At 54.0% G+C, this 13275-nt stretch carries 15 protein-coding genes; 10 read left to right on the top strand and 5 right to left on the bottom strand.

Going from position 1 to position 13275, the window contains the following annotated elements; genetic code table 11:
• Positions 1-246 precede the first annotated feature (246 nt).
• Both AB9F27_RS04635 and AB9F27_RS04630 read left to right on the top strand, forming a co-directional pair.
• Complete coding sequence (locus AB9F27_RS04635; protein WP_039002689.1) at positions 247-585, top strand: DUF952 domain-containing protein; 339 nt, start codon at positions 247-249, stop codon at positions 583-585.
• Positions 582-1643 (top strand): quinone-dependent dihydroorotate dehydrogenase, encoded by a 1062-nt coding sequence (locus AB9F27_RS04630; RefSeq protein ID WP_335584946.1) that lies wholly within the window; start codon positions 582-584, stop codon positions 1641-1643. The genes AB9F27_RS04635 and AB9F27_RS04630 overlap by 4 nt, the downstream gene beginning before the upstream one ends.
• Here the strand turns inward: AB9F27_RS04630 and AB9F27_RS04625 are convergent.
• The 3 genes from AB9F27_RS04625 to AB9F27_RS04615 are packed head-to-tail and all read right to left on the bottom strand — an operon-like array spanning position 1640 to position 3898.
• Positions 1640-2953: an MATE family efflux transporter gene (locus tag AB9F27_RS04625; protein ID WP_335584947.1), complete on the bottom strand. Its 1314-nt coding sequence runs from the start codon at positions 2951-2953 to the stop codon at positions 1640-1642. The genes AB9F27_RS04630 and AB9F27_RS04625 overlap by 4 nt on opposite strands.
• A 1-nt stretch (position 2954) precedes the next feature.
• Positions 2955-3464, bottom strand: a complete 510-nt coding sequence (locus tag AB9F27_RS04620; RefSeq protein WP_335584948.1) for a PaaI family thioesterase — start codon at positions 3462-3464, stop codon at positions 2955-2957.
• On the bottom strand, positions 3461-3898 hold the full coding sequence (locus tag AB9F27_RS04615; protein ID WP_335584949.1) for a PaaI family thioesterase: 438 nt from the start codon (positions 3896-3898) through the stop codon (positions 3461-3463). The genes AB9F27_RS04620 and AB9F27_RS04615 overlap by 4 nt, the downstream gene beginning before the upstream one ends.
• Before the next feature lie 137 nt (positions 3899-4035).
• On the opposite strand from AB9F27_RS04615, the gene AB9F27_RS04610 reads away from it, so the two are divergent.
• The 8 genes from AB9F27_RS04610 (at position 4036) to AB9F27_RS04575 (ending at position 11713) form a co-directional block, all read left to right on the top strand.
• Entirely contained in the window at positions 4036-4395 is a 360-nt protein-coding gene (locus AB9F27_RS04610; protein ID WP_335584950.1) for a MerR family DNA-binding transcriptional regulator, read from the top strand.
• A gap of 170 nt (positions 4396-4565) precedes the next feature.
• Entirely contained in the window at positions 4566-4961 is a 396-nt protein-coding gene (locus tag AB9F27_RS04605; RefSeq protein WP_335584951.1) for a MerR family DNA-binding transcriptional regulator, read from the top strand.
• Between the two features lie 12 nt (positions 4962-4973).
• Positions 4974-6752 carry an acyl-CoA dehydrogenase C-terminal domain-containing protein gene (locus AB9F27_RS04600; protein WP_335584952.1) on the top strand — a complete coding sequence of 593 codons (1779 nt, stop codon included), beginning with the start codon at positions 4974-4976 and terminating at the stop codon, positions 6750-6752.
• 19 nt (positions 6753-6771) lie between these two features.
• Positions 6772-6984, top strand: a complete 213-nt coding sequence (locus AB9F27_RS04595; RefSeq protein WP_039002697.1) for a hypothetical protein — start codon at positions 6772-6774, stop codon at positions 6982-6984.
• 51 nt (positions 6985-7035) lie between these two features.
• Positions 7036-7671, top strand: coding sequence for a glutathione S-transferase family protein (locus AB9F27_RS04590; RefSeq protein ID WP_335584953.1), 636 nt, complete (start codon positions 7036-7038; stop codon positions 7669-7671).
• A 13-nt stretch (positions 7672-7684) separates the two neighbouring features.
• Positions 7685-8896: an acetyl-CoA C-acetyltransferase gene (locus AB9F27_RS04585; protein ID WP_335584954.1), complete on the top strand. Its 1212-nt coding sequence runs from the start codon at positions 7685-7687 to the stop codon at positions 8894-8896.
• A gap of 39 nt (positions 8897-8935) precedes the next feature.
• Positions 8936-9406: a cupin domain-containing protein gene (locus tag AB9F27_RS04580; protein ID WP_369757582.1), complete on the top strand. Its 471-nt coding sequence runs from the start codon at positions 8936-8938 to the stop codon at positions 9404-9406.
• Positions 9407-9511: 105 nt separating this feature from the next.
• Positions 9512-11713: a 3-hydroxyacyl-CoA dehydrogenase NAD-binding domain-containing protein gene (locus AB9F27_RS04575; protein WP_335584956.1), complete on the top strand. Its 2202-nt coding sequence runs from the start codon at positions 9512-9514 to the stop codon at positions 11711-11713.
• Positions 11714-11789: 76 nt separating this feature from the next.
• Here the strand turns inward: AB9F27_RS04575 and AB9F27_RS04570 are convergent, their stop codons facing one another.
• A complete protein-coding gene (locus AB9F27_RS04570; protein WP_335584957.1) occupies positions 11790-12446 on the bottom strand; it encodes a Hint domain-containing protein in 657 nt (218 codons plus the stop codon).
• 169 nt (positions 12447-12615) lie between these two features.
• Positions 12616-13248 (bottom strand): sulfotransferase family 2 domain-containing protein, encoded by a 633-nt coding sequence (locus tag AB9F27_RS04565; protein WP_335584958.1) that lies wholly within the window; start codon positions 13246-13248, stop codon positions 12616-12618.
• Between the last annotated feature and the right edge of the window lie 27 nt (positions 13249-13275).

Raw genomic sequence — 13275 nt, 5'->3', positions numbered from 1 at the left:
TCCCGAAATTGAACAAACGAAGTACAACCACTACCCATTCTCTACCCACCGACGCCATAAATCATTGAAAAGTAATTGAACTTATAGGGAAATCAATTACTCCCTATTATTGTTCTAGAGCGATAGATTGACCAAATGCAGCTTCAGAGTCAAAGGCTGCTTTCCCAATCCATTTATTGACCCTAGGTAACGTTGAGATGACAAGAAGGACTTGACCAAAGTTTAAGCAAAAGGCATTCCAATACCATGCTTATTTACAAAGTTTTTCAAGAGTCCGAATGGGCTGATTTGGTGCAAAACGGGGAAACCGAGGGCGCACCTGTGGATCTAGCGGATGGGTATATCCATTTTTCCACCGCAGAACAGTTGCGCGAAACAGTCGCGAAACATTTCGCAGGAAGCCCGACGCTTGTCCTTGTCACAATAGACGCGGATACGCTTGGAGAGGCCTTGAAATGGGAAGTCTCGCGGGGTGGAAAAGAGTTCCCGCACTTGTATCGCAAATTAAAACGCAGCGACGCGGTGGCGCACGCCCTCTTGCCAATGGGGGAGAATGGTCATGTCTTTCCCGATGATATTCCATGAGTTTTCTTGAGAAATACGGGCTGAAAGCGCTACACGCGTGCTCCCCAGAAGTAGCGCATAGCCTTTCGATTAAGGCCTTGAATGCGGGTCTTGTCCCGATGCCCGGCGGTCCGGTTGGAGGCGACAGATTGGCGACCAATCTCTGTGGTATTGACCTGCTCAACCCCATTGGGCTGGCGGCGGGCTATGACAAAAATGCCGAGGCCATTGTGCCCCTGACGCAGGCAGGTTTTGGCTTTATAGAAGTTGGGGCTGCGACACCTCATGCCCAACCTGGAAATCCCAAACCACGCCTTTTCCGCCTGACCGAAGATCGCGCCGTCATCAATCGGTTTGGTTTCAACAATCAGGGCGCGGATGCGATTGCGGCACGTCTTGCCACCGCAAAACCTCGCGTGCCTGTGGGCCTCAATTTGGGCGCAAACAAAGACAGCAACGATCGTGCAAATGATTTCGCCCGCGTAATGCGCGTTTGTGGTCCCCACGTGGCCTTCGCAACCGTCAATGTGTCGTCGCCCAATACCGAAAAACTGCGAGACTTACAGGGGGCAGATGCGCTGCGCGGCCTCCTACAGGGTGTCCTCGACGTCCGCGCTGAAGTCGCGCCCAATACACGCGTTTTCCTCAAAATTGCGCCCGACTTGAATGTTGAGGAGCTTACCCAAATAGCCGAAGTCGCAATCGAAGTAGGCATTGATGCCATCATCGCGACCAATACTACCCTTGATCGTGATGACCTAAAAAGCAGCCACAGGGACGAAATGGGGGGGCTTTCTGGAGCGCCGCTTTTTGAAAAAAGCACCCGCGTCCTCGCGCAACTGTCAAAAATCACCGATGGAAATCTTCCGCTCATTGGCGTCGGCGGGATTTCCAATGCCGCAGAGGCCTATGCCAAAATTCGGGCCGGTGCTACAGCGGTACAGCTTTATTCTGCCCTTGTTTATCAAGGGATGTCCTTGGTGCGCGACATCGCCCAAGGGCTTGAAGCCCATCTTGAGGCCGACGGGTTTAGCCATGTTTCGCAAGCCGTAGGCACCGCAAGGGACGCGTGGCTTTAGGCAGGGTTCGCGTCACGTTCAAGCGATGGATAGCGTGCGCCAAGCGTAATGGCGCGCGCAACGAAGGAAATTAACAGGGCTATCCACAACCCATGATTTCCGTACGCAGGCACCAAAACCAGCACCGCTCCGCCATAGACCAGTAAGCTTAAAAACATCATATTTCGCATATCGCGGCTGCGCGTCGCGCCTATAAAAATGCCATCCAGTATCCACGACCACATCCCGATGAGCGGTGCGGCGATCATATATCCAAGGTAAATTCGCGCCTCGGCGCGGACGGGTTCGGACTTGGCCATAAGATCGATGATGTCTTTGCCAAACAACGCAAAAACAACCGTCAAACCGATGCAAACAATGAGCGACCAAAACGTACAGAGCAGCGCGCTTTGGCGCAGATCAAAGCGGGATTTCGACCCCAAGGATTGCGCCACGAGGGCCTCCACCGCGAAAGCAAATCCGTCGAGCGCATAGGCCGTAATCATCAGGAACTGCATGAGGATTTGGTTTGCCGCCAAGGGCACGTCGCCAAAATCCGCACCAAAGAAAAGAAACGATACGAAAATCACCTGAAGCATCACAGAGCGCAGCATAATATCGCTATTGACCAAAAGCATGCGTTGTAACCGAATACGGTCAAAAACCTGCCCCCAATTTCGCCAATCGGGCGCGTAAAAAGTTGCACGACAGAACCACAGCGCAAGGGCAAAACCACCCCATTCCGCAATGACGGTCGCGATGGCGACGCCGTTCACACCCCAGTCGAAATGGAGCACAAAGAGAAAGTCGAGGCCGACATTGACGCCGTTCATCAATAACTGGATTGCCAAAACCGCGCGGGTGCGTTCCGCCGCGATAAGCCACCCTGTCAGGCCATAAATCCCAATCATTGCCGGTGCCGAATAGACGCGAATTCCCATGTAGGAGCGCGCAAGGCCTTCAACTTCGGGCGACGCGGGCGAAACGAAGAAGGCCCCCGCAAACAGGGGTACTTGCAGCAGGAAAATCCCCAAACCGGCGGTCAACCCAACAAGCAGTGCACGCGTCAAAATGGCGGCCAGTTCCGGCTGGTCATTTGCGCCCAAAGCCTGTCCCGCAAGGCCTGTCGTTCCCATGCGCAAGAACCCAAAAATCCAGTAGATCGCCGTCAGGATAATCGCCCCGATGCCCACCGCACCAATCGGCGCCGCGAGGCCAAGTTGACCGACAACTCCAGTATCCACGATCCCTAGAAAGGGGACCGTGGCATTGGAAATAACGATAGGGAGGGCAATTTTTAGAACGCGCCGGTGCGTGACTTTACGTGTCAAATTAATCGCCCTTTTGTGGCATCAAAAAATGCCCAGTCGCTTGCGCGAATAAACGAGTGCGGTTGTCTTGCCATGCTTCAACATGGACGCTGGCGTATCTCCGCCCCGACCGATTGACCCGCGCCCGTGCATAGGCATCACGGGGGAGGCCCGTGCGTAAATAATCAACGCTAAAATCAATGGTTTTCGGGAGACGTGGTAGATTGTTGGGGTCCAAGGTTTCTGCATCAAGCACCCCACTCTCCATATCCTGCCAGAGCATGCCCCACGACAGTTCAATAATCGCCGTCACCTCAAGAAAACTCGCCGTTGCTCCTCCGTGGATCGCGGGTAAAGTCGGATTTCCGATCAGGCTTTCTCTGTAGGGCAAGGTCGCGGTCAATTCGTCTCCGCGCCGATCAAACCGAATATCCAAGAACTGAATGAACGGCACGCCATGGACCAGCGCTGCCAAGGTTGAATCGCGTCGTTGTTTGATGACCTGAACGGGTTCGGGAGGGCGACGGTTCATGCTGTTTTCTCCTGCGCGCGCTCAAGTGTGAAGGCTCCCGTCGCGGAGGCTACGGGAATTTCGCCCTCATCGTCCCGCGCGGTTACCCGAATAAAGGCGACGCTGCGGGTGACGTGATAGCATTCGGCCCGTGCGACGATCCGTTGACCCGGGGTGGCGCTGCGCATGTAGTCAATCCTGAGATCGATCGTCGCGGTTGCGATTGGATTGGACGGATGGCTCATGACTGCCGCGCCACTACAGGTGTCCATTAAAGCGGAAACCGCACCACCGTGAATCACCCCCGTTTGAGGGTCGCCAACAAAACGCGCGTCATAGGGCATCGAAATCTCTGCGACACCATCGCCAAGTTCATCAAGGGTCATCCCGAGGGCCTGCGAAAACGGAATTGCTTCAATAAATTTTCGGGCGACTTCTGTTCTGTCATGGCTCATGGGACCACCTTTCCTTAAAACGGTTATTGGCCGAACTGATTGACGCATCAAGCGCTAATAATCTGACCCGCCTAAAACCAGCGATTGAATCGCTCGTCATATGACCCTAGGTTTGGTTGTAAGGAGAACCCAAGAACATGACGCAAACACGCCTCAATTTCAAAGACATGTGTGCGAAATTCGATGTGACTCCGCGCACATTGCGGTATTATGAGTACATTGAACTACTGCAACCTGAAAAAGAGGGTCGTAGCCGCTTTTACACCGGTCGCGAAGTGGCGCGTATGGTCCTTATTCTGCGTGGACGCCGGTTTGGGTTTAGCCTCGAAGAAATCCGCCAATGGTTGATGATCTATGAAGAGGCGGGCACCAAGTCGCAAATGAATGCGTGGGTGGAAATGGCGGATCGCCAACTGATTGCGTTGCGTGCACAAGCCGTTGAGTTGCAAGAAACGATAGACGATTTGCAGAGCCTACGCGACGAGGCCCTCGGCTAGTCTGCGCCTTAAGATATCTCCTTTTTGCACGCAAAAACACCAAAAGCCCCCTTACGTGCCGTCAGGAAGAAAGTGACGTAGCGTTTCGTTTACGTTAACGTCAAGCTGTATTGTAGAGTTGCAGTGACCCTCCCATGTGTGGGTGCAGAAGCAACCACAAGGAGCGCCCCATGACCGACATGATGACCATCCGACAAATGTGTATTGCCTTTGATGTGACCCCGCGCACATTACGTTTTTACGAAGCAAAAGAGCTGATATTTCCTGTGCGTGACGGGCAACACCGTCTGTTTACAAAACGGGATCGCGCCCGCCTCAAGCTTATTTTGCAGGGGAAACGTTTTGGCTTTTCCCTTGAAGACATTCGCCAGCTTTTAGATCTCTACGACATGGATGACGCGCAATTCACCCAGTTGAACCGCACCTATCAGCTCGCCCATGAACGCCTAAAAGACATGATCGCCCAGCGCGACGAACTTACAAGTGCAATCGAAGATTTGCGCCTTCAATTAAAATGGGGCGAACAGCGCCTCGCCGAGATGCAACGCCCCAACGCGGCCGAATAAGGGAACCCCGATATGCCCAGCTATGTAGCCCCAACTCAAGATCTGCAATTCGTTTTGCATGAAGTGCTCAAAGTGTCCGAAAGCGCCGTTCCTGGCTATGATGAACTCGAGCCTGACTTCACTTTGGCGGTCATTGAGGAAGCGGGGAAAATCGCGTCCAACGTGCTTGCGCCGCTCAACTTCTCTGGCGACCGCGAAGGCTGTCGTTTGGAGAATGGCGTCGTCTACACGCCAAAGGGGTTCAAAGAAGCGTTTGAGCAGATGAAGGACGGCGGCTGGACGGCACTGGACTGCGATCCCGAATACGGCGGCCAAGGCATGCCTTACGTTTTGGCAACCTCCGTCGGCGAGATTTTCGTTTCCGCCAACATGGCGTTCAACATGTATCAGGGCCTCACGCACGGGGCCTATTCCGCGATCCACGTACACGGCACCGATGCGCAAAAACAGACATTTCTGCCCAAAATGGTGTCCTGTGAGTGGACCGGCACGATGAATCTGACCGAACCCCACTGTGGCACCGACCTTGGTTTGATGCGCACAAAAGCCGAGCCACAAGACGACGGCTCCTACGCGATCACAGGCCAGAAAATCTTCATTTCGGCTGGCGACCATGACATGTCCGAAAATGTCATTCACCTTGTGCTTGCCAAAATTCCCGGTGGTCCTGAAGGCGTCAAAGGGGTGTCGCTCTTTATTGTGCCCAAGTTCAACGTCAACGAAAACGGCTCGCTTGGCGAACGAAATGGCGTATCTGTTGGAAGCATTGAAGAGAAAATGGGCATCCACGGCAATTCGACCTGTGTGATGAACTATGATTCCGCGCGTGGGTTCCTGCTTGGGGATATGCACAAAGGTATGCGCGCCATGTTCACCATGATGAACGAAGCGCGTCTGGGCGTTGGCCTTCAAGGCTATGCCCAAGCCGAAGCCGCCTATCAAAATGCAGTCATCTATGCCAACGACCGCCTGCAAGGGCGCGCCGTGACTGGGGCGCAAAACCCCAATGGCCCTGCTGATCCCCTGATTGTGCATCCAGATATCCGTCGCAATTTGATGGATCAGAAAAGCTTCGTTGAGGCCGCCCGTACTTTTGTTATGTGGGGCGCCTCAATGATCGACGAAGGGCACAAGCTTGGCAACAAAGACGCCGAAGGCCTTGTTGGATTGCTCACCCCTGTCATCAAGGGCTTCCTGACGGACAAGGGCTTTGAGATGGCGATCAACGCCCAGCAAGTCTATGGCGGACACGGCTATATCGAAGAATGGGGCATGTCCCAATTTGCCCGCGATGCCCGTATTGCGATGATTTATGAAGGCGCGAACGGCGTTCAAGCGCTTGACCTCGTTGGTCGCAAGCTCGGAACGGATGGCGGCAAACACGTGCTGGCTTTCTTTGAAATCATCAAAAACTTCATCAAGGAAAACGCCGATCACCCTGCCCTTAAGGATGATTTCTTGCCACAGCTCAAACAGGCCAGCAAAGACCTGCAAGCGGCGAGTATGTACTTCGTGGAAAACGGTATGAAAGACCCGAACAATGCGCTCGCGGGGTCCTATGACTTCATGCATTTGTTCGGCCACACTTGTCTTGGCCTGATGTGGGCCCGCATGGCAAAAGCCGCTCATGATGCAATCGAGGGTGGCGCTTCGGACAAAGACTTCTACACTACGAAAATCGCAACTGGCCGCTATTACATGGCCCGACAATTGCCCGCAACAAGCCTGCACCTTGCCCGCATTCAAACTGGCGCGGACACGGTTATGGCCCTAGATGCGGAGCAGTTTTAAGGCCCCAAAGGAGCTTCTCATGCCCAAACGTTTTCGTCTGACTCGCCGTTTTCCTGTCGCAATGACCGAGGATGGCTATCGCCGCCTTCGCAAGTTTTCAGCAGAAGCGGGTCTAGACGAAGGCGAGGCGTTGAGCTTCCTTTTTGAGAATTTCAACTCGGTGATCCATGAGGAGAACCTCACCGTCAAGTTGCGCCTTTTCAATTCGGAACTCGAAGCCCGTAAAAAATAGCGCCTTTGAAGCACCAGAGAACAAACTTATTTCGACCGGAGGAACGCAAGAATGACCATCCAACTCTATTGCTTTGGGGAAAGCGGAAATGCCTATAAGGCGGCCCTCGCTTTGGAACTTTCGGGCCTTGAATGGAAGCCCGTATACGTCGACTTTTTCAACGGCGGGGCGCGTTCAGATGTCTATCGTGCGATAAATAATATGGGCGAAGTGCCCTGCCTTATCGACGGCGATTTGCACTTGTCTCAATCGGGCGCCATCCAAGATTACATCAGCGAGAAAACTGGAAAATTCGGTGGTCGCGATTCCGCTGAGCGCCGCGAGATTTTGCGCTGGGTTCTTTGGGACAATAACAAATTGTCCGGCGTCGCGGGCATGACGCGCTTTTTGATCAACTTCCTTCCTGAAGACAAACGTCCCGCAGAAGTGATCGCCTTTAACCAAGGCCGCCTTCTCAACACATACAAAATCCTCAATGATGCCCTCGCGGACAACGACTGGCTTGTTGGAGACAGCATTACCAACGCCGATCTTTCGTGCTGCGGCTATCTCTTTTACCCAGAGCCCTTTGGCTTTGAACGCGCAGACTGGCCCCATATCGATGCATGGCTTTCGCGCATCGAAGCCCTACCCGGCTATAAAACACCCTATGATCTGATGCCCGGCTCCCCTGCCGATCGCGCTTAAGAAGGAATCCGTTATGACCGAAGCCTATATTTATGATGCCGTGCGCAGCCCACGTGGCAAAGGCCGCAAAGACGGTGCGTTGCACGAAGTAACCTCCGTGAACCTCTCGGCGCAAATCCTGAATGCCGTCAAAGAGCGCAACAACCTCGACACCAAATCCATCGAAGACGTGATTTGGGGCAACGTCACCCAAGTTGGCGAGCAAGGTGGTTGTTTGGCACGGACCGCCGTTTTGGCCAGCGACTTTGACCAACAAGTACCCGGCCTTGCGATCAACCGTTTCTGTGCATCCGGCATGGAAGCCGTGAACCTCGCGGCGAACCAAATCAAGGGCGGCGCAGGCATGGCCTATGTCGCTGGCGGCGTTGAAATGATGGGCCGTGTTCCCATGGGAAGCGACGGCGCAGCCATCGCCGTTGACCCAACCGTTGCCATGAAAACCTACTTTGTCCCACAGGGCATTTCTGCCGATATTATCGCCACCGAATATGGCTTTACCCGCGAGCAAGCCGACGCATTGGCCGTTGAAAGCCAACGTCGCGCGGCACAGTCTTGGGCGGAAAATCGTTTCGCTAAATCCATCATCACGATCAAAGACCAAAACGGCCTGACGATTTTGGACCACGACGAATACATGCGCCCCGGAACCGATATGCAGACCCTCGGCGCGTTGAATGCCAGCTTCCAAGCGATGGGCGAAGTCATGCCCGGCTTTGATAACGTCGCCATGATGAAATACCCGCACCTTGAGAAAATTAACCACATCCACCACGCGGGGAATTCCTCGGGGATTGTGGATGGCTCCGCTGCTGTCCTGATCGGCAACAAAGAGTTTGGCGAGAAATATGGCCTCAAACCACGCGCCCGCATCCGTGCGACTGCGAAAATAGGAACCGACCCAACCATCATGTTGACCGGCCCTGTGCCCGTGACCGAAAAAATCCTCAAAGACCACGGCATGGATATTTCCGACATTGATTTGTTCGAAGTAAATGAAGCCTTCGCCGCGGTTGTTCTGCGCTTCATGCAGCGGTTTGAAGTTGATCCAGCGATTGTAAACGCGGGTGGTGGTTCGATTGCGATGGGGCATCCCCTCGGCGCGACGGGTGCGATGATTATCGGCACATTGCTCGATGAACTTGAGCGTCAGGACAAAGAGGTTGGCCTTGCCACCCTCTGCATTGCGTCTGGCATGGGCGCCGCAACAATCATCGAACGGGTCTAAAACCCGTTCAAACACCCCAACAGCAAGGAGGAACGCGACATGTCAAAAGTTGATTTGGACAAACTCCAAGCTCGAAGCGGATCTATCTATCCGGGAACCCTTGCTGGCCAAATGGACGGGCGGACGTCCCTTCGGGTCGGTGATGCAGGAGGCCTGACACAATTCGGCGCGAATATTATCATTCTCGCTCCGGGCGCGAAATCTTCCCTTCGCCATTGGCACCTCAATGAAGACGAATTTGTTATGGTCACCCAAGGGCGCGTCATGTTGCACATGGACGCGGGCGAAGAAGAAATGACCGTCGGCGAATGCGCCGCGTTCCCAGCGGGGGTTGCAGATGGTCATTGCTTCATCAACCAAAGCGACGAAGAAGCACGCTTCCTTGTCATCGGCACCCGAGCCCCACATGAGGTGGCAACCTATTCCGACATAGACATGAAAGTGGTTCTGGGCGAAGGAAATCCGGTTTTCACTCGTCACGATGGCACCCCTTTGCCGGACGATATCTAGTGGGAAAGCAGCCTTTCCCAATCACACCCTTATTTTCGAGAAACACGACCTCAAAGCGTCGACATCTCACAAGCGACGGGACTCCGGTCCAAAAGGAGAGAGTAAATGACTGATTTCACAACTCAAATCGACGCGGACGGCGTAGCGGTTATCACATGGGACGTTCCCGAAAAATCAATGAACGTCATGAGCCTCGAGGGCTTTGCAGAACTTGAAGCCGCGGTTGACGCCGCCCTTGCCGATGACGCCGTTAAGGGCATCGTCATCACCTCGGGTAAGGCAGATTTCGCGGGCGGCATGGACCTCAACGTCATTGCAAAGATGAAAGAAGACGCGGGCGACAACCCCGCCAAAGGCCTGTTCGAAGGCACTATGGCTATGCATGGCGTTTTACGTAAAATTGAGCGCGCGGGCATGGACCCCAAAACCAACAAAGGCGGCAAACCTATCGCAGCGGCCCTCCCCGGCACCGCAGTTGGGATCGGCCTTGAGCTGCCCCTTGCCTGTCACCGTATTTTCGCCGCCGACAATCCAAAAGCCAAAATAGGCCTTCCCGAAATCATGGTCGGCATTTTCCCGGGTGCTGGCGGAACAACCCGTCTGGCGCGCAAACTCGGCGCGATGGCGGCAAGCCCCTTCCTGCTTGAGGGTAAGCTCTCTGATCCTAAAAAGGCCAAGATGGCCGGTCTGATCGACGAGGTCGTCCCAGCGGAAGAACTCCTTACTGCAGCCAAGGCTTGGGTGTTGAGCGCGACAGATGCGGACATCCTCAAACCTTGGGACGCCAAAGGCTATAAAATGCCCGGCGGCGCGCCATACCATCCTGCGGGCTTCATGACCTTTGTTGGCGCTTCCGCCATGGTCCATAGCAAAACCAAAGGCGTCTACCCCGCCGCAAAAGCTCTGCTCTCTGCTGTCTATGAGGGCGCATTAGTACCCTTCGATACGGCTCTCAAAATTGAGGCGCGCTGGTTTACAAATGTCTTGATGAACCCAAGCTCCACTGCAATGATCCGCAGCCTTTTCATCAACAAAGAAGCTCTCGACAAGGGCGCAGTTCGTCCCGCAGGTATCCCCGACCAACGCGTCAAAAAGGTCGGCGTCCTCGGCGCAGGCATGATGGGCGCTGGCATCTCGCTGGTTTCTGCAAAAGCGGGCATCGACGTTGTTTTGCTGGACCAGAACCAAGAAGCCGCGGACAAGGGTAAAGCCTATTGCGCGAGTTATATGGACAAAGGAATCGCCCGTAAGAAAGCGACCGCTGAAAGCAAGGAAGCCCTCCTAAGCCGCATTACGACGACAACAGACTATGCACTGCTCTCAGATTGCGACTTGATCATCGAGGCCGTTTTTGAGGACGTAGCGATCAAGGCCGAAGTGACCGCCAAGGTCGAAGCCGTGATCGGTCCGGACTGCATTTTTGCAACCAACACGTCGACTTTGCCGATCACCGAGCTCGCCAAAGCCAGCAAACGCGCGGACCAGTACATCGGCATCCACTTCTTTAGTCCCGTTGAGAAAATGATGTTGGTCGAGATTATCAAAGGCGCTGCAACGGGCGACCGCGCTGTCGCCAAGGCTTTGGATTACTGCCGCCAAATCCGCAAGACACCCATCGTTGTGAACGACGCGCGTTTCTTTTATGCGAACCGTTGCATCATTCCCTACATCAACGAGGGCATTCGCATGGTCGCCGAAGGTGTTGAACCTGCCCTGATCGAAAACGCAGCGAAACTGGTCGGCATGCCGCTTGGTCCCCTCCAATTAACGGACGAAACCTCCATCGATTTGGGCGTAAAAATCGCTAAGGCCACCAAGGCCGCGATGGGTGACGCCTATCCAAACGAAGCCGTTGATCCGGTGCTGTTCTGGATGGCTGACGAAGGCCGTTTGGGTCGCAAAGCCAATGCAGGCTTCTATGCCTACGACGACAAGGGCAAACGCACGGGGCTTTGGGATGGTTTGGCCGCGCGGTATCCTGTTGCGGACGAACAACCGGACCTCACCGAAGTACAGCACCGTCTCCTCTTTGCTCAAGTGCTTGAGGCCGTACGGGCGCTCGACGAAGGCGTTTTGATGGATATCCGCGAGGGCGATGTTGGCGCGATTTTGGGCTGGGGCTTTGCGCCTTGGTCGGGCGGGCCGTTTAGCTGGCTTGATATCCTTGGAGCTGGTCGTGCGGTTGAGCTTTGTGATGCGCTCACCGAGAAATTCGGACCACGTTTTGAAACGCCTGATCTGCTGCGTGAAATGGCGCGGAATGGAGAAGTGTTTTACACCCGTTTTGCCACTGAAAAAGCCGCCTAATCCGCTCCGCTAAATTGAAAATACGGCGCGCTGCCTCCCAAAAGTGCGCCGTATTTTCTTAAACCTTTACCGCCAATTAAGCAGCGACGTACTCTTGAATTGAGGGTTTTGCGATATCTTCCATCGCATAGGCCTCGGCCAATAGGCGCGCTTCGGGCATTGGAAGCACATCATACGTCGGAAGGTCCAGTTCCGCGACTTCAACCATATTGGCCTGCTCGCTGCTCGGACATAAAAACAAAGCACCGATGTTTGCGAAAACCACTTGGTCTTGGGCAAATTCGATCGCTACGACGCGCAATTCTTCTGTTGCCGCCACACGTTGAATTCCGCGCAAACCTTCTAGGGCCAAAGCTGGGATCAATGCAAAAGGATCGCCAAACAGGTCTTCGGCCGCGTCGCTCTCGATCATCACGTCCTGTGTTGCCAAAAGGTAAACGGTTTCGCGGTTCCCAAGTGCCGATGAGGGAACTTCCAATAAGCTGTCCCCTGGAATTTGCGCCACTTGCTCATGGCGAACGGCTTTCACAACCTGCAAACCACCATCGAATGTAAGCACCCGATCTCCCGGAACGATTTTGGTTACATCACGCCATCCAAATTGTGTCGCGACGCGCGTTCCTGAAATCATTCCTGTGCGACTTGGCCGCTTGAAGTGGCCTCCACCATATGAGCCCGATGCTTCTGCAGTACGGTGCGCCCCCCGGCGGATAGGTTTTTTCAGCCCAAACATATCGTATCCCTCATTGAAACTGGGTGGCAGCCCAGCAGAACCAACATGGTTAACGTAGGGTGATTCCTATGCCCGCAAATCGACCAGAAGTTGTCTAAAATGCGGCACTGTTTCCCAACAGAATCCAATTGCGGAATAAGAGCGAAATTGTCTCACATTCAGAGCCACTCTAAGAAAATGAATAGGCAAACTGTTGAACATCTGCGGCCAGAAGAAGGCGGGCGTGCTCCGCATCAGCATCCGTATAATAGCTCCGATAATCTGCTTTACGCTCCGAAGTATTCACCTGCGCAATCGGCGAAAGCGAAAACCCGAGATGTTCCCAAAGGGGCAGCAGGTCTGTTTCCAAATGCTCCAACCGCAGGAAATGTGCATCCTGTGCACCACTCATATAGGACGCATAGTTGTTTAATTTCAGCGACGCCATAATCGAGGGCGCTCGGATAAACGCGGCAAACGGGAGGGTCTGGGCCAAGGTAACCGCCCTATGCGAAAAACTTTGGACACGCAGCCAGTGATAGTAACTCACCAAACGATCCCAAGGATTTCGCACCAACGTGAAGCAATAATAGCTTGGAACATCCTCATCCAGCCTCATAGCCACCGAGTAATTGGCGTGTTTGTTCATCCGTATATAGGGGAATTGAGTACGCTGGCGTTTGTGCCGCGCCTTGGCTTTTGGCGTATCCCCAATCAGAATATCATCCTTCATCGCACGCCCCTCAAGCGCAAGGCTCAGGGCGGTTCCCCCCGTTTTGGGAATATGAACAAAGAGAAACTGGCGCCCAGACGAAATAATCATATCGTGTTTTACAAAACTCCCTACAAG

Source organism: Falsihalocynthiibacter sp. CO-5D18 (assembly GCF_041205445.1).
Classification (GTDB): Bacteria; Pseudomonadota; Alphaproteobacteria; order Rhodobacterales; family Rhodobacteraceae; genus Falsihalocynthiibacter; species Falsihalocynthiibacter arcticus.
This window is presented reverse-complemented; position numbering and strand designations above follow the sequence as displayed.